This is a genomic window from Sorangium sp. So ce204, from assembly GCF_051526795.1.
Taxonomy (GTDB): Bacteria; Myxococcota_A; Polyangia; order Polyangiales; family Polyangiaceae; genus Sorangium; species Sorangium cellulosum_B.
The window spans coordinates 5,439,323-5,455,656 of sequence record NZ_CP150317.1 but is presented as its reverse complement, the minus strand read 5'-3'; the positions used below and the strand labels follow the sequence as shown (position 1 = coordinate 5,455,656).

At 71.7% G+C, this 16,334-nt stretch carries 7 protein-coding genes; 3 read left to right on the top strand and 4 right to left on the bottom strand.

Translation table 11 applies throughout. The features are described from left to right. Positions 1-178 precede the first annotated feature (178 nt). A complete protein-coding gene (gene tssI, locus WMF22_RS20195; RefSeq protein WP_438036747.1) occupies positions 179-3,121 on the top strand; it encodes a type VI secretion system tip protein TssI/VgrG in 2,943 nt (980 codons plus the stop codon). A gap of 3 nt (positions 3,122-3,124) precedes the next feature. On the opposite strand, the gene WMF22_RS20190 is transcribed toward tssI, so the two are convergent. The 3 genes from WMF22_RS20190 to WMF22_RS20180 form a co-directional block, all read right to left on the bottom strand. Next, positions 3,125-4,717 (bottom strand): hypothetical protein, encoded by a 1,593-nt coding sequence (locus WMF22_RS20190; RefSeq protein WP_438036746.1) that lies wholly within the window; start codon positions 4,715-4,717, stop codon positions 3,125-3,127. A gap of 431 nt (positions 4,718-5,148) precedes the next feature. Further along, the gene (locus WMF22_RS20185; protein ID WP_438036745.1) at positions 5,149-5,616 is read right to left on the bottom strand and encodes a DoxX family protein; all 468 of its coding nucleotides are present in this window, start codon (positions 5,614-5,616) and stop codon (positions 5,149-5,151) included. Between the two features lie 24 nt (positions 5,617-5,640). Continuing rightward, complete coding sequence (locus WMF22_RS20180; RefSeq protein WP_438036744.1) at positions 5,641-6,435, bottom strand: helix-turn-helix domain-containing protein; 795 nt, start codon at positions 6,433-6,435, stop codon at positions 5,641-5,643. Positions 6,436-6,723: 288 nt separating this feature from the next. Between WMF22_RS20180 and WMF22_RS20175 the strand changes: the two genes are divergently transcribed. After that, positions 6,724-7,350, top strand: a complete 627-nt coding sequence (locus WMF22_RS20175; RefSeq protein WP_438036743.1) for a recombinase family protein — start codon at positions 6,724-6,726, stop codon at positions 7,348-7,350. Between the two features lie 33 nt (positions 7,351-7,383). Here the strand turns inward: WMF22_RS20175 and WMF22_RS20170 are convergent, their stop codons facing one another. Continuing rightward, positions 7,384-13,032 (bottom strand): pentapeptide repeat-containing protein, encoded by a 5,649-nt coding sequence (locus WMF22_RS20170; protein ID WP_438036742.1) that lies wholly within the window; start codon positions 13,030-13,032, stop codon positions 7,384-7,386. Positions 13,033-13,533: 501 nt separating this feature from the next. Between WMF22_RS20170 and WMF22_RS20165 the strand changes: the two genes are divergently transcribed. After that, on the top strand, positions 13,534-16,251 hold the full coding sequence (locus tag WMF22_RS20165; protein WP_438036741.1) for a dynamin family protein: 2,718 nt from the start codon (positions 13,534-13,536) through the stop codon (positions 16,249-16,251). The last annotated feature ends 83 nt before the right edge of the window (positions 16,252-16,334 follow it).

Here is a 16,334-nt window from a genome sequence, read left to right as displayed (position 1 = left end):
GGTCCGCGATCCACGTCGCTCGCGTGGGGGCCGGGATTCTCTGGACCGCGGTTCGCTGTGTTCGCGCGGAAGCGACCGCGGAGGACCCCGCGGCGCCGACCCTCCGCGGCGCCGCAAATCCTTGGCGCCAGGCCGCGCGTCCGGGCGATATTGGCGTCTTCTCACCCGAGGGACGCCCATGAAAGACATCCTGTCTGCTCGCCTGGAGTCAGGCGCCTTCTCCGCCGACGCGGTCGAGCTGTACGAGCTCACCGGGTGCGAGGTCATCTCGCAGCTGTTCGAGTTCCAGCTCCATATCGTGTGCAAGAGCCCGGAGGGGCTCGACGAGGAGGCGCTGCTCGCGGAGCCCGCCGCCCTGGTGTTCCTCCGGGGCGACCGCGAGGAGCGGCGGCTGTTCGGCGAGATCGCGGTCGTGCGCGACGCGCTCCTCACCGAGGCGTCGCACATGGCGTACACCCTCACGTTCGTGCCGCGCGCCTTCCGCATGACGCTCACCGAGACGTCGGAGATCTTCATGGACCTCTCGGTCCCGGAGATCCTCAAGAAGAAGCTCGAGCGCGCGGGCCTGTGCGAGGGCGACGACTTCGAGCTCCGCCTGGTCGGGTCGTATCCGCCCCGCGAGTACGTGGTGCAGTACCGGGAGACGGATCTCCAGTTCGCCTCGCGCCTGGCCGAGCACCTCGGCATCTCGTTCTTCTTCGAGCACCGGGACGACCGCGACGTCATCGTCTTCACCGACGCGAACAGCGGCTTTCCGCCCATCCCCGGCGGCGGTCGCGCGTACTTCCATCCCCGGGGCGAGCACGTCGGCGTCCACCGGATCGAGGGCACGACGCGCAAGGTACCGGGCCGCTACGTGGTCAAGGACTACAACTACCGCACGCCGCACGTGCCGCTCATGGCGGCCGCGGCGGTCTCCGACGCGGCCGGCGGCGGCATCGTCGAGTACGGGGCGCACTTCAAGACGCCCGACGAGGGCGAGCGCATCGCGGCCATCCGGGCCGAGGAGCTGCGCGCGGGCCGCAAGGTCTTCGAGGGGGCGAGCGACGTGCAGGCCCTCGGCGCCGGGGCGCGGTTCACGCTCGAGGGGCACCCGCGCGGCGACATCGAGCTCTTGCTCGTCGAGGTGCGCCACAGGCTGCAGCAGGCGACGATGAACATGGGGACGGGCGGCGAGCGCGCCTATGCGAACGAGCTGCGGGCGATCCCCTTCGCCACGACCTACCGCCCGCCGCGCGTCACCCCCAAGCCCAGGGTGCACGGGGCCATCACGGGGGTCATCGACGCGGCCGAGAAGGGCCAGTACGCGGAGGTCGACGAGGCCGGCCGCTACCGCGTGCGCTTCCAGTTCGACACGAGCGGCGCCGAGGACGGCAAGGCCTCCAGGCTGGTCCGCATGGCCCAGCCCCATGCGGGCGCGGGGTACGGGTTCCACTTCCCGCTCCGGAGCGGCGTCGAGGTCATCCTCACGTGCATCGACGGCGACCCGGACCGGCCCATCATCACCGGCGCGGTGCCCAACCCGCAGACCCCGAGCACGGTCGGGGCGAAGAACGGGCGGCGGAACGTCATCCGCACGGGCGGCGGCAACGAGATCAACATCGACGACACCGAGGGGGAGGAGCGCATCAAGCTGTCGACGCCGTTCGGGGGCGCCACGTTCCAGCTCGGCGCGCCGAACACGCCCGAGGCGGGGGCGGCGCTCACGACGACCGAGGCCTTCACGGCGGTCGGCGCCGCCGGCGTCAACACGCTCACCTCGGTCAGCACCACGCTCGCGGACGTGGCGTCCCTCTGGGCCTCGTCCAGCATCACCCATTTCGCCAGCGGCGCATCGAGCATCCGGAGCGCGCTGCTCGGCGACAAAGGCGTGAAGATAGTCAACGGGATCGCGAGCGTCGCGAAGGGCGCGCTCGACGGCTTCAAGAAGTGGGACGCCTACCAGCAAGCCCAGGCGGATGAAGCGGCCGTCGTCGAGGAGGAGCGCATGAAGAGAGCGCTCGCGGAGGCCCAGAAGAAGGATCCCTATCCCGAGCTCGATCCGCCGATGAGGTTCGATCGTTACGGCGTCCCGAGGTCGATGACGAAGGAGGAATGGGAAACGGAGCGGCCCGCGTACGCGAAGGCGGTCGAGGCGACCAGGCGCTTCACCGAGGCGAAGAAGCAAGCAGAGGATCTGAAGAAGACGCTCGCCGAAGAGGACCTGACACGGCGGCAATGGGCCGCGGGGGTCGATGCGGCCTCGGAGCTCGGCAAGGGCGCGAAGGGGCTCATCGATGGCTACAAAGCACGCGAGGACCTCATCAACAACAGCGCACAGCGGGCCGGGAAGGCCGCGGACGCCGCGAGCGTGGCCACGGCGAAGAGCATGGCCGCGGCGACCACCTCCTTCGCCGGCGTGGCCCGCGTCGCGGGCGTGGTGCCCGGCATCGGCTCCCCCCATTTCCTCGGCGGCGCGGTCAACTCGGCCGTGCTGATCGGCATGGCCGACGCCTTCGTCGGCGGCACCGCGAGCGCCGCCCTGTCCTCGGGCGGACAGGCCATCGTCGCCGGGGGTACGGCGGCGATGCTGAAGTCGCTGGTCACCGTCTCGATCGGAGCGGGCGCCAGAACGCTCATCACAGCCGGAGCGAAGCTCGACCTTCTCTCGCGCGGCAGCTACGTGTCCAGGTCGACCGGCCCCTCACGAACTCACAGCCGAGGACCCATGAAAATCTCAACGTCCTCCTCGCTCGACGTCAGCGCCAAGAACACGCAAATCAAGTCCAACGGGGCCATCGCGATCCAGTCCACCGACAAGACAACAATAAGCGCCGCTGCAGATCTGGACGAGACGGGCGCCAACATCAGCCTCAAAGCAAACGCCAAAGCGGAGGTCAGAGGTGGAAGCTCCGTGGAGGTCAAGGGCGGCGACTGGGGAATGACAGCAGTGGCCAGCAAGGTCACCGTAGGCAACGGCGCCGATGGCCTCGAGGTCACCAGCGGGATGACCGAGATCCGCAAGGGCGCATCCAAGTGCACCGTCACCGCGGGCGTCGCCAGGCTGGCAAAGGGAAACAACAGCGTCCAGTGCTCGTCGTCGAAGGTGACGGTGAACGGCAGCCGGATCGACCTCGGTTAGCGCTCAGCGAATCATCAGCCAGGCGACAAGCACGAAGGGGGCCAGGAGCAAGATAGCGATGCAGGGCAGAACGATGGCCATCTGGCGCCGGTCTACTTTGATCCTCTCCTGCTCCTCCCGCCGCCGCTGCTCCTCCTGCTGAGCGAGTGCCTTCTTGAAGGAGGCCATCATTTCTGAACCGGACGGGAAACCGAGATCCTCTCGGCTCGACTTCTTGGGTCTGGGCTCCCTCCGACTGTCGAAGAGCAGCGCGCCCCCCGGATCAAATTTCCATGCGAGCCCCTCCGTACCGAAGAGCCAGAACGCACCATCGGGGCATACGGCAAGGGTCATCTCGTCTCGGGGCAACCCGTCGCGCTTCGACTCCAGGACGATGCTCTGCTCGCCCATCGCGCTGATGCGCACCAGTTGCTCGCGGCGGAGGAGATAGGCATTGCCGTGAACATCAGCACCTAGGTTGCAATATACTGACATCGGCGAGTCGGACGAGATCGCCACGCCGTAGATTTTTCGTCCGCTGGCATCGAATCGGGCTATCTCATCCCGACTTATCAAGTAGACCGACCCGTCCGGACCACAATGGATGCGCGCCCCACAGGCGCACATTTGCACAGGATGGTCGGCAAGCTCACGCGGTCCTCGCAGACTATCGTCCGTGTGCCCCCCTGAAGCGCTGGGAGGCCAGACGGGTATCTCCACGCCGTTCGAAGCAATCCGCCGCAACTTATTCCCTTCCAGGATAAGAAGCGAGCCATCGACGCAACAGGTCAAGTCGTCACCGCCGCTAAGCTCCTCGACGATTCCCTGCGGCGCGCGTTGTGCCCCATCCTCGGCCGTGCCGGTCTCGGAGGACAGCCAGGGTTGCGGTGACTTGTTCTGGACTGTCACGAGGAGCGAGCCCCCGGGGGAGAGCAGGAGGCGCTTGGCCTGCGGGCGACCGCGCTGGATCCAGCGGACGCGCAACGAGGGATCGACGGACCAGAGCAGGTGATCGTACCGGAACTTCGGCTCGAAGTTCTTGCCCGAGAACCAGCGCCCCTGCGTGGCTGCGCAGTACAGGTTGCCCTCCGAGTCGACGGCCACCTGCGGCGGCTCGTCTTCCCAGTCGAACAGCCCCGCCTCGACGGCCTCCGCGGCAGGGGCTCCGTCCGTGATCGACGGATCGAAGCAAAGAAACCAGCTCGCCGCCACCTTCCTCCGCCCGCGGAACACGAAGTCGTCCGGCACGTGCACGCTCGCGTTGCAGAACCTGCACACGCACGCGCGCGTCACGCCATCGAACGGCACCGGTGATCCGCACTGCGGGCAGGGAAACGTCGCCGCCTCGGCCGCACCTTCCGACGCCATGGCGGCCGGATCCGGGTCTTCGCCGACCACGTGCGTGATGCTCGGGAGCGCTCCGGCGAGCTCTGTGGGAACCGTTCGCACCCAGGTCCGCTTCGCGCACCGCGCGCACGTGACCGTCGCCTGCTCGCGCACCTCGCGGATGTCCTCGATGGGAATTTCCTTGTCGCAGCCCTGGCAGGAGGGCGCGCGCCGCGTGTAGGCAGCCGAGAGCTTGCCCGCGGACGTGGACCGCCCCTCCTTCAGCAGCATCTTCGGGCCGTCGTGGATCGGATGGCGGAGCAGCGCCTTCCAGAGATCATCGGCGAGCGCCGCGGGCCTTCCGCAGCTCGCGCAGCTCACCTCGCGGGCCAGCGTGTTCACCGGCATCGGCAGCCGGCAGGTGCCGCACTCCGTCTCCACCTTCACCGCGACGCAGATCATGGGTGTCTTCCGCTCCCCGATGCCTCTCGATCACCAGAGGGGCTCCCTCGGGCGTGCTCCGGCGAAAGCGCACCTGACGCGAGGCTATCGTGCCCGTTTTCGCGGGTCCAGCGCGGGGCCTGCCGGCCCGAGCGCGTCCAGGTGTCGCGCTCCATGCGCGGCGTGGCCAGGGGCTGGTCGGCGAGGCGGGCCGGCATGTCTGGACATGATCGCGTGCTGAGCCTGAGGGTTGGAGCGGGACGTCGAGCGGAGCGCCGTGTTTACTCCCGGCGCCGGTCCTCGCGGCGGCCGCCGATCGCCACGGCGACCGTCGCGCTGACGAACACGATCTGCATCAGCGTTCGTGGCACGAGCGGCGTCACCGGGCTGCCGCCCAGCGTGAGCCCCGCCCGCGCCGCATGCACGTTCGCAGGGAACATCGCCACGAGCAGCACCGTCAGCCCCGCAGCCGTCCACGGCGCGAGCCGCGGAGCCAGGAGCGCCGCCGCGCCTGCGATCTCCAGGACCCCCGTCGCGGCCACGAGGAACTCCGGGGAGGGCAGCGCCGGCGGCACCATCGCCACGAGCTCTGCGCGCCGGCTCCCGAAGTGGGCCGAGCCGGTCAGCAGGAACATCGCCGCGAGGGCGTACCGCAAGCAGGTCACCCAGCTCCCGAGGTGCCTGACGCCGAGGCGCCCGAGGACGACGAACAGCGCGAACGAGATCGAGAGGACGAGCAGAGGTGCCATGCCCTCAAGGTGGCGACCCGCTCCTCACCGGTCTTGAACGAGCTGGCTACGGCGTCTCAGATCGGAGGGGCTCACCCCGAACATCCGTCGGAAGGTCCGGGTCATGTGCGCCGCGTCCGCGAAGCCGGCCGCGCTGGCGGCCTCCGAGAGCGCCGCGCCGCCGGCGATCGCCGCCCCGGCGCGCTCCAGCTTGAGCCACAGGAGGTACGGCCGCAGCGGCACGCCGACGCTCTCCGTGAAGGCGTGCATGAACCGCCCCGGCGAGAGCCGCGCGACACGGGCCAGGGCTTCGAGCGACGTGTCCGCGTCTCCGGCGCCCGCCCGCAGCTGGCGCAGCACCCGCTGGACGCCCGGGTGCCTCGGCCTCGGCGAGGAGGGCGGGACCGCGATCCCCAGCGCCTCGAACACGCCGGGCAGCGCCGCCGAGAGCCCGGCCTCTCCACGCTCGGCGATGCACGATCGCAGCCGATCCGCGATCTCGCTGCCCATGACCTCGATGGGCGACGCCCCGAGCGCCTGGGCGAGCCCATCTCCGACGTCGCTCTCCGGCTCGATGAACACGATGAGCACACGGACGCCCGACGCGTCGATCGCATGCGCGGTGTCCGGGGCCGTGAGGACGGCGCTTCCCGGCTGGAACGGGCCCCTGTCGGCCGTCCCGACCTGCAGCTCCCCGTCGAGCGCCAGCACGAGGTGCCAGCAATGGTGGGCGTGCAGCGTGCTTCGCTCTCCAGGGCCCCACGTCGCCAGCACGGAGGGCCACGGGCGCAGGACGCCCGCGGGCGCGGCGAGGCCTGTCGTTCTCGGCGGGAGGAGCATCGGTCCGGAGTCTACCCGGACGCAGCGGACGCCTTGGCTGGGCGCATCGCGCAAGCGCCGCGCCTTTCGGGCGCGCTGCGCTGCTGCGTGCCGCTCGCAGAGCTGCCGCCCTACCGTCCGATGCGCGCGCGGATGGCGGCGCGCCTCTCCGCCGAGAGCGTGTCGAGGTAGGAATCGGACAGGGGCGCGGCGAACCTCCGGCGCGTGCCGCTCGGAGACGAGCCACCCGCGCCCGCGCGACCACGCCCCGCTGGACAACCGTCGCCGTCCAGGATTCTCTCATCCCGGATGACAGCTCGCCGGTTCAAGCGCGGCAGCCCCGAGCGCGCCGTCGCCTACGTCCGCGTCTCCACGGACGCCGCGTGCGCATCGGCTCAAGAGCAGCGCCAGGCGATCGAGGCCTGGTCCAGCCGGGAACGCGTCGAGATCGCGTCCTGGCACGAGGATCGCGGGGAGGACACCACCGCCCGGCCCGGCTTCACCGCGGCGCTCGAGGGGCTCACCCTCGCCGGCGCCGGCCTGCTCGCGGTCGCGAGCGAGGACCGCATCAGCATCGTGGGGATCAGCGGCCCGTACCGGTTCGCCGCGGGCGAGCGCGGCGCGCGCCTCGTGACCGCCGACGGGCGCGGGATGCCGGACGGGACGCACCGCTGCCCGATCTGCGGCGATCCCTTGGAGCTGTGGCCTCGCCACCCGCGCGTGGTGTGCGGGCTCTGCAAGCATGAGGCCACGGACGAGGGCGGGCGGCCTCTCGAGTTCTTCAACACGACGTTCGACGGCGGCTTCGGGGCGCGCTACGCCGATACCGGCGAGCCTCGGGACGGCCACGCCTGCGTCATCCGGGGCGTGAGGTGTCGCGCCGACGAGGCCCGGTTCGGCGGGATCGTGATCGAGGCCATCGACGAGACACCGTAGGAGCTCGACGGCGCTTGCCGCGCGCCCCGCGGATCACCGGGGTCGGGCGCGAAGCGCGTCGACCGCGCGCCGGATGCCCTTGGCCACCTCGGTCCAGGCTTCGTCCTGGTTTTGCCAGGAGGTGACCGCCTTACCATCGACCGGAAGCGCCTGGAGCCGGGCGAAGGGGGCGCTGTGCCAGTCGGTCGGCCGGAGAAGAACCGGGATGACCCGGGCTTTGCCGGCGTCGTGGCGCTCTAGGGCGCGCTTCATCTCCCTGTCGAAGCAATAATCGGAGGCGAGGAAATCGGCGCTCACGAGGAGCAGGATCACGTCCGCCTCTTCGAGGTTCCTGTCGATCTGGCCGGCCCACTCGTCGCCGGCTGCAATGCGGCGGTCGTGCCAGCCCCGGACCAGGCCGTCGCGCTCGAGGGGGGCGAGGTGCTTCTCCAGGTCGTTGCGGAGCCCCTCGTCCTCGTGGGAATAACTGAAGAAGAGGCGGACGGGGACGGTCGTCAAGAGGCTATCGCTCGGCGTCGAGGCGCGGAGAGCAGGCGATGCGGAGAGCAGCGGCTCGTCGTCCGGGATGCGCAGACCGGGAAACAGCGCATCGAGCTCGCCCGGCTCGAAGCGGCAGAGGTTGGCGGCGTGCCAGAAGCCGCCTGCGATGTTGCCGCCGAGCTTGTAGCGGCCGTCGGGGCGGAAGGCGACCCAGCCCTCGGGGAGCTTGAGGAGTATGGCGAGGCAGGCGCCGGAGCGCACGTCCCAGAGGCGGATCGTGGTGTCGTGAGAACAGGAAAACAGGGTAGCGCCGTCGGGACTGAATGCCACGCTCGTGACCGCATCCAAATGCCCTGTCAGAACGCGAACGAGCTCACCAGTCGACGCGTCCCAGAGATGGATGCTCTCGTCGAATGAGCCGGATGCGAGAAACGCACCGCTCGGACTGAACGCGACGCTGGCGACGGGGGAAGTATGGCCCAGCAGCATGCCTGTCGCTTCGCCAGTCGCCGCTCGCCACAAGAACACCTTGTGATCGAAGCCGCCTGAAGCAAGCGTCACACCGTCAGGGCTGAAGGCCACGCTCGTGACACTGCTCGCATGCCGCTGAAGCTCGTGCCTCATGCTAGCGTCTGCTATCCGCCAGATCCGGACGGTCCCATCTCCCGAGCCCGAGGCCAAGGCCGCACCGTCAGGACTGAACGTCACGCTCCGGACACCGCTCCTGTCGACTCGGAGCACATGCAACGGCGCCCCGGTCGTCGCTGCCCAGAGTCGCAGTGTGCCGTCCTCGGAGCCGGAAGCCAGCGTTGCGCCATCGGGACTGAACGCGACACTCGATACGGCGAGGAGATGTCCTTCTAGCGTGTGCGCATGCTTGCCCGTGCTCCTGTGCCAGAGCCGGACGGTGTTGTTGTGCAAGCCCGCAGCGATGGTCAGGCCATCGGGGCTGAGAGCGAGATTCGTCAAATAGCCGATGCTCCCCGGTTGAATGCTCGACACGTTCCCCGTCGCCAGGCTCCAGAGATGAATACCGCGTTCGGGGAATGTGGTGGCGGTGGTCATCGTCGCACCGTCACGGCTCAGAGCCATTTTCGTGACGATCTGGGGGCGCCCCTTCAGCACGTGCAGCGTTTCTCCCCTCGACGCCTGCCAGAGCCGTACGATGCCGTCGTCAGCGCCTGTGGCCAGGATCGCCCCGTCAGGGCTGAAAGCTACACTCGGCACACGTCCTGAATGGCCCTCCAGCACGCGCAACGTCTCTCCCGTCGAAGCCCGCCAGAGGCGCGCTGTGCCGTCGCGGGAACCGGAAGCCAGCGTGACGCCGTCGTGGCTGAACGCCACGCCCAGCACCGCACCCGAATGCCCCTCGAGAACGCGCAGCGTCTCCCCCGTCGACACCCGCCGGAGCCGCACTCTGCCGTCGCGGGAGCCGGTAGCGAGCACCGCGCCATCGTGACTGAACGCCGCGCTCGACAGGCGGTCGACGTGGCCACCGAACTCTCGAAGCAGCCGCCCTGTCGACGCTTGCCAGAAGCGCACCGTGGCGTCGTGGGAGCAGGACACCAGCGTGTCCTCCGAAGGACTGAAGGCCACGAACGAGATGCCATGGGGCTGATTTCGTAGCACCCTGACCTCGGTGAAGGTGGTCATGTCCCAGAGCCGGATCTCCTGATCCGAAGAGCCGGAAGCGAGCGTCTTGCCGTCAAGGCTGAACGCCACGCTCATCACGGCCCGCGAGTGTCCCTTCAGCACGCAGAGCGCATTACCAGTAGAAACATCCCATATCCGGACCGTGCCATCCTTCGAGCCGGTAGCGAGCGTCTCGCCGTCAGGGCTGAACGCGATGCTCATGACCGGACCGGAGTGCCCCGTCAGCATGCGCAGGGGACTGCCGGTCGCCAGGTCCCACAGCGCGAGCCCATCCGCATGGCCGGAGGCCAGCAGCGCCCCGTCAGGACTGATCGCCACGGCGCCGCATTCCCCGACCTGCACCCAGGTCGGCTCGAAGCTCGCCGCCTCCGGCATCGCCGCGCCGAACGTATCGCACCCGTCGAACCGCGCGCCCCGCGCCCCCACGAGCTTCGCCCCACGCAGCCTCATCGAGGCGAGCTTCGCCCCCGTCAGATCCGCGCCAACAAGCCGCCCCCGCACCGCCGTCGCCCGCGTAAGATCCGCCCCGCAGAGCGTCGCCCCGGAGAGATCCGCCCCATCGAGCAGCGCCCCCGCCATCCGCGCCCCGCTCAGGTTCGCCCCCACGAGCTTCGCCTCGCGCAGATCTGCTTCTCGCAGATCGCATCCGCGGAGGTCCTTCCCGGACAGATCCTGTCCCCGCAGATCCGCCCCCGCAAGGTTCATCCGCTCACGCACCCCGAGCCCCATCCGCCCGTCGATCCGCAGCGCGTTCCCCGCCGCCACCGCCCCCCACGCCCCAGCGAGCGCGTTCCGCGCCCACCGCGCCGTCGCCCCGCGTCCGGCGAGCGCCCCGAAGAAATCCGCCATCAAGTCGCTCGCCTCCCGCTGCGCGAGCGCCGCTGCCTCCCCGGAGCGCTGCACCTCCTCGGCCGCCGCCCGCGCCACCAGCCACTCGAGCACCGACTGGTGGATGAACCGGAAGTTCTCCTGGTCGTCCCACACGAGCAGCGTCCCCGACCCGATCTGGTGCTTCGTCACATCCAGATCGAGCTCGTGCCGACCGAGCGCCTGCAGCGCCGCGATGAGCTCCACCGGCAGCTCGCGGATGTTCACGCTCTGCTCCGTCCGGTGCCACAGCCGCGTCGCGAGCTCCGTCACCGCGCGCCACCGCTGCGCCACCGACAACCCCGGCTGCGCGCCCTTCGGGTGCGCGCGCTCGTACTCCCAGACGAGCCACCGATCCAGGAGCAGCTTGTAGAGCCCCGCCGAGGTGATCTCGCCGTCTCCCGCCTTCGCTTGCCGCAGCTGCGCCGCATCGATCTCGGCGATGAACCCCAGCATCCGCGGGTTCGCCGACAGGCCGAGCAGGTCCTTCACCTCTGCGAGCAGCTGCATTCGCTCGTCGGCCGCCTCCTCGCTATCGAGCCGGTTCACCAGGAACCTGCGGATCTGCGCTCCTGTGAAAGGCTGCAGACGTGCGAGCCGGTAGCCGGGCAGCAAGGCGGCCTTCTCCGCGAGCGCGGACCTCACCTGCTGCTCCGAGATGAAGTGCTGGCTCCGGCTCGTCACCACCACCTTCGCCGCCTTGCCCTGCGCCGCCTGGATCAGCGTGTCGAAGTGCTCGACCGCGCGGTCGTACGTCACGCGGAAGGCGAGCTCGTCGAAGCCGTCGAACAGGAGCGCGATCCGCCCCTCGGCCAGCATATGCCGGAACGCGGGCAGATCGATCTTGCCGAGCCCCGCGAGCGCGAGGTGCTGCGCGATGAGCGCGTTCAGGTCGCGCGCCTTCTCCAGCGCGCGCATCTCGATCAGCACCGGCGTCAGCGGGCCGCCCGCCTTGCCCATCCGCCGCGCGAGCTCGTGCAGGAGGAACGTCTTGCCCGTGCCGAAGTCCCCGAGCACCAGCACGAACCGGCTGTGCTCCGAGTCGAGCAGCTCCGCGACGGCGTCGAGCGCGCGCTCGTGCAGCACGTCCTCCTGGCCCGTCGTGAGCGCGACGCGCTGGTCGACGTAGAGATCCGGCGGATACGTGAGATCCCGCTCGAGGCCCGCGTTCTGCCACGCCAGGTAGCCGCGGAAGTCGATGAGCCCCTGGTACTCGAGGAACCGCACGAGGCGCACGCGCCGCGCGCTCGCGTAACGCACGAGCTCCTCCGGCGCGGGCTCGCCGCCGTAGACCAGCGTGGACACGAGGCCCGGATCCTCGCGCCGGTACGAGGCGTCGATGCTCTCGATGAACGCGGAGACCGCCTCGGTCGAGATGCCGCTCTCGAGCGCCGCGAGCGGCGCGATCCGGACGATGCCGCCCTCGTTGACCGAGACGCGAAGGTAGACGCCGAAGGGGAGGGGCGCGTCGAACCACTCGATCTTCACGCCCTCGGGCTCGCGCAGCCTGCACACGCGCTCGACCCGCGAGAGGAAGTCGTCGCTGCGCCCTTCCCCGGGCAGGAGGATGTCGTCGCCGTGCGGCTCCGCGTGATTGCCCCGCACGCGCGCCGGGAAGCGGCGCATCCTCGCGCCTCGCTCGGCGCGCGCAGGCGCAAGAAAGCGCCTCAGAAACGCGACGAGGAACTCCGCCGAGGCGCGGCACGCGAACGCGCGGAAGCTGTCGTCCTTGTCGTGATCGGCGTGATCCGAGACGGCCTTCGCGATGATCGACCGCCTCCCGAGGCGCTCCGCGACGTAGCCGATCGCCGCGGCTTCCATCTCGACGCCGAGCACCTTCCGCCCGATCGGCTTCAGCCGCTCGAACAGCCCCGCGTCCTCCTGCACCGCCTTGCCCGTGGCGATCGGGCCGATGTGCACGCGGAACGGCCGGGCCGGCGGCGGGCCGTCCGGGTGGAGCAGGCGATCCCGGCGGACCTGCGCCACGCCCGCCTCCGTGAGCTCGAGGCCGCCGTCGCCGATGCGGAGCGCGCCCGCCGCCTCCAGCTCGCCGATGCGCTCGGTCCAGCCCGGGCACCGCGCCGCGCGCTCCGGCCGCGAGACGGGCGGCGGGCCCCCCTCCACCTGGCTCTCGTAGAGCGCGTGCCGGAGCCACCACGCCTGCGAGGGCTTCGACGGCGGGCGCTCGGCCGCGAACGCAACCTGCCGCTCGAACTCGCGCGCGAAGAGCGCGGCATCCATGTTCCACGTGCGCTCGAGGTTGTACGTCTCGATGTCGTGGAAGAACGCGCCCTCGCCGCCGCCGTGGGCGACGCGCTTGCCCTCGTCGTAGCTGTAGACCCGGTCGGCGACGATGACGTCGCCGAGCGACACCTCGCCGCGCTTGCCGGCGCAGATGCCGCACATCGCGAGGCACCCTGGATCGAGCTCCTCGATGAGCCCCTGCGCCCTCGCCGCCGCCGCGCTCTCGCCCATCCGCCCCGACCACGCCGCGGCGACGCGGAGCGGCTCGCCGCGGTCGTTCGGGAGGTCGCGGACGAAGTACGGGAACCCGCCCGGATCCCGCGCCTCCCGCCAGCCGTCTCGACCACCCTCGCCGAGCGCGAGCACCGCCTCGAGCTCGTCCTGCAGCGCGGTGACGATCAGCGCGTCGACGCGCCCTGTAACGATGTCCGCTGGCACGGGTCCACTCTAACAACAGGCGCTCACGTTCCGGGCTCGGTCCAGGTCGAGACCTGGCCGAGCGCTGGTGGTCAGATCCTGAAGGGACCCTGACCTGGCGGTCCCCCTCGGTTTCGAGGCACCCCCCAGGTCGAGACCTGGCAAAGCGCCCGTCACCAGATCCTGAGCAGGGCCAGACCTGGCGGTCCCCTCGTTTTCGAGGCCCGCCCAGATCGAGATCTGTCCGAGCGCTCGTCGCCAGACGCTGAGCAGGGCCCAGACCTGGCGGTCCCCTCGTTTTCGAGGCCCCGCCCAGATCGAGATCTGTCCGAGCGCTCGTCGCCAGACGCTGAGCAGGGCCCAGACCTGGCGGTCCCCTCGTTTTCGAGGCCCCGCCCAGGTCGAGACCTCCAGCGAGGCTCCCCGGGGGAGCCTCCGGCCAGATCCGAGCCTGGCCGCCCGCCGCGCGGGCCTTCGCTTCTTCCTGGACGACCGCCCTCCCGGGAGGCTTTCATCCCGCCCATGGCGAGGCTCGTCGAGGCGCTCAACCGGTTCTTCGGGCGGGTCGAGATCCTCGCCCTCGGCCTCGAGAACGAGCGCAGCGCCGCCGAGGCCGCGCTCGCGAAGGGCATGCCCCTGGAGGCCCGTGAGCACGCCCGCTCCATCCTCTCCGTGCTGCCCGACTCGGCCGTCGGGCTGGCGCTCTGGGCCGACGCCGCGGAGGACGCGTGGCTCGACCAGGAGGTCGTCGCCTCGCTCACGGATCTCGCGAAGCGCGTCCCGTGGCGCGCCGACGTGTGGCTCCGCCTCGGCCGCGCTGGGCAGCGCATCGGCTGGGACGGCGCGCGCGACGCGCTCGAGCGGGCCACGTCGGCGCCGGAGGAGCGCGACGCGGCGCGCCTCGCGCTGCTCGATCTCTCGGACCTCGACCTCGCCGCGGGCGACCCGGCCCGCGCGCAGCGCTGGCTCGACCGCATCCCTGCGCCGCTCACCACCGTGCCCGACCGCGACGTGGCCCTCCGCCGCGCCGAGTGCGCGCTCGCGTACGGCGATCTCGACGGCGCGCGCGCCGCCGCGGAGATCCTCGGCGAGCCCACCGCGATCGAGGGGCGCGCCGCCCTCGTGCTCGCCCGGCTCGCGCTGGCCGAGGCGAGCGCCGCGGCGGGCTTCTCCGCGGCGGGCTCCTCCGCGGCGGCCCTGCCGCCCGCCGTGGTGGGGCGGGCGCTCGACCTCGGGCTGCGGGCGCTCGTGCTCGACGTCCCCGGCGCGGCGGAGCTCTGCGCCGCCCTGGTCGCCGCCTCCCGCGACGTGCTCGTCGTCGACCGCGTGCGCCGCGTCGTCCGCGCCGCCGGCGCGCTCGACGAGCCGACCTGGGCCGCCGCGTTCGCCTTCGCCGAGGGGCGGCGCGACGACGCGCGGCAGGCGCTCGCGCGCGGGCTCTCCGCGGGCGACCGCGCGGCCGCGGCGGCGCTGCTCCGCATGGCCGTCGAGACCCGCGACCTCGGCGCGCTCGACGCGCTCGCCGCGCGCGGCAAGAACGACCACGACGACCGCGACGACGACAAGGCGCCGCGCGGCGCCGCCGCGCCCCCGCTCCCGCCCGACCTCGTCCGGCTGCGCGACGCCGCGGCGATGGCGTCCGCGGGGCAGGGGAGCGGCGCGCTCGACGCGCTCGACGCGGTGACCGGCGAGGGCGCGGCGTGGGCCGACGACATGCGCCGCGCGATCGCGCAGGCGTGGGTGCCCCCCGCGGGCGGCCCGGCCGGGGCCCGCGCCGCCGCCGCGTGGGGCGACGTGCTGCGCGAGCTCGCGCGCACGGCCAAGCTCCTCGACCGGCTCGACCTGCTCGCGGCGATCGAGGCCCTCGCGGTGGAGCGGGAGCGGCCGCTCCGCGCGGCCGTGGTGGGCGAGTTCAACGCGGGCAAGAGCACGTTCCTGAACGCGCTGCTCGGCGAGGACGTGGCGCCGACCGGCGTCCTGCCGACGACCGCGACGCTCCACTGGGTCGCCTGGGCGCCCGATCCGTTCGCGCGCATCGTCGTGCGCGGCGGCCAGGACCGCGTCGTGCCGCACGCGGCGCTGAAGGACACGCTGCGCGCGCTCGCGGCGGCCGGGGACAAGGTCGCGCGGGTGTTCATCTACGCGCCCATCGAGCGGCTCAAGCGCGTCGAGATCCTCGACACGCCCGGCTTCAACGCGCCCGACCCCGATCACATCGCCGAGGCGCGGCGGGCGTTCGACGAGGCCCACGTCGCCGTCTGGCTGCTCGACGCGCCCCAGGCGATGAAGGAGTCGGAGCGGCGGGTGCTCTCCGAGATCAGCGCGCTCGGCGTGCCCGTGCAGATCCTCGCGAACAAGGCCGACCGGCTCAAGCCCGACGCCCTGGAGACGGTGCTCGCGCACGTGCGCGACAGCCTCGCGGCGAGCGCCATCGCGTCGCTCACGCCGCCGATCGCGTTCTCGGCGCGGCTCTCGCTGAAGGGGCGCCTCGGCGACGAGGAGGCGCTCGCGGCGTCGGGGTGGGCCGAGGTCGAGGCGCTCTTCGCCGAGCAGATCGTCGACGCGAGCGACGCGCTCCGCGAGCGCGCGCTCCGCCGCAAGGCGGGCCGCATCGCGGCCGAGCTCGCCCATACGGCGTCGGCGCGCGCGGCCGAGGACCGAGAGGCCGGGCGGAGGGCGCGCGCGGAGGCCGACCGGCTCCGCGCGAGCGCGGCGTACCTGCGCCGCGAGCGGCGCGCGCTCGCGGCGGTGATCGACAAGGCGCTCGAGCCGGCGCGCCGGGAGCTCGCGTCCGACCTGCGCCCGATCGCGGCGCTGCCCGAGGAGCGCAAGCGCGCCGACGCGAGCGTCCGCGCCTACGTGCAGGAGCGGCTCGTGGCGCGGCTGAGCTGGCCGCTCTCCGCCGAGATCGCGAGGGCGGCGCGGGCCGGCGCGGAGCCGGGGGCGCGCGGCGCGAGCGGCGCGCGGGGCGTCGAAGAAGGGGGCGCCGCGCCGTCGCCGCGGGCGGCGGCCCACGTGCGCGCCGTCCTGATGGGCATGGTGGCGGTCCACGACGCCCCCGACGAGCTCGCGGCGCGCCCGATCGAGGGCGTCGTCGAGGCCGCGATCGACGCGTTCGCGATGGCGCTGTCGGCCGAGGCGGAGGCGCCGGTCCCGCCGCCCGCGTCGGCGGCGATCGAGCTGCGCGCGCAGGCGCTCCGGGCCGCCTTCGAGGCGCCCGTCACGCCGCCCAGCGCCTGAGGCGCGACGCGTCGGCGCCCGTCACGCCGGCCAGCGCCCGAGGCGCGAGGCGTCGGCGCCCGTCACGGCGGCCAGCGCCCGAG

What these genes read in the sequence shown, in the direction of transcription:
- tssI (WP_438036747.1), top strand. Translation starts at nt 179, where the DNA reads ATGAAAGACATCCTGTCTGCTCGCCTGGAGTCAGGCGCCTTCTCCGCC.
- WMF22_RS20190 (WP_438036746.1), bottom strand. Translation starts at nt 4,717, where the DNA reads ATGCTGCTGAAGGAGGGGCGGTCCACGTCCGCGGGCAAGCTCTCGGCT.
- WMF22_RS20185 (WP_438036745.1), bottom strand. Translation starts at nt 5,616, where the DNA reads ATGGCACCTCTGCTCGTCCTCTCGATCTCGTTCGCGCTGTTCGTCGTC.
- WMF22_RS20180 (WP_438036744.1), bottom strand. Translation starts at nt 6,435, where the DNA reads ATGCTCCTCCCGCCGAGAACGACAGGCCTCGCCGCGCCCGCGGGCGTC.
- WMF22_RS20175 (WP_438036743.1), top strand. Translation starts at nt 6,724, where the DNA reads ATGACAGCTCGCCGGTTCAAGCGCGGCAGCCCCGAGCGCGCCGTCGCC.
- WMF22_RS20165 (WP_438036741.1), top strand. Translation starts at nt 13,534, where the DNA reads ATGGCGAGGCTCGTCGAGGCGCTCAACCGGTTCTTCGGGCGGGTCGAG.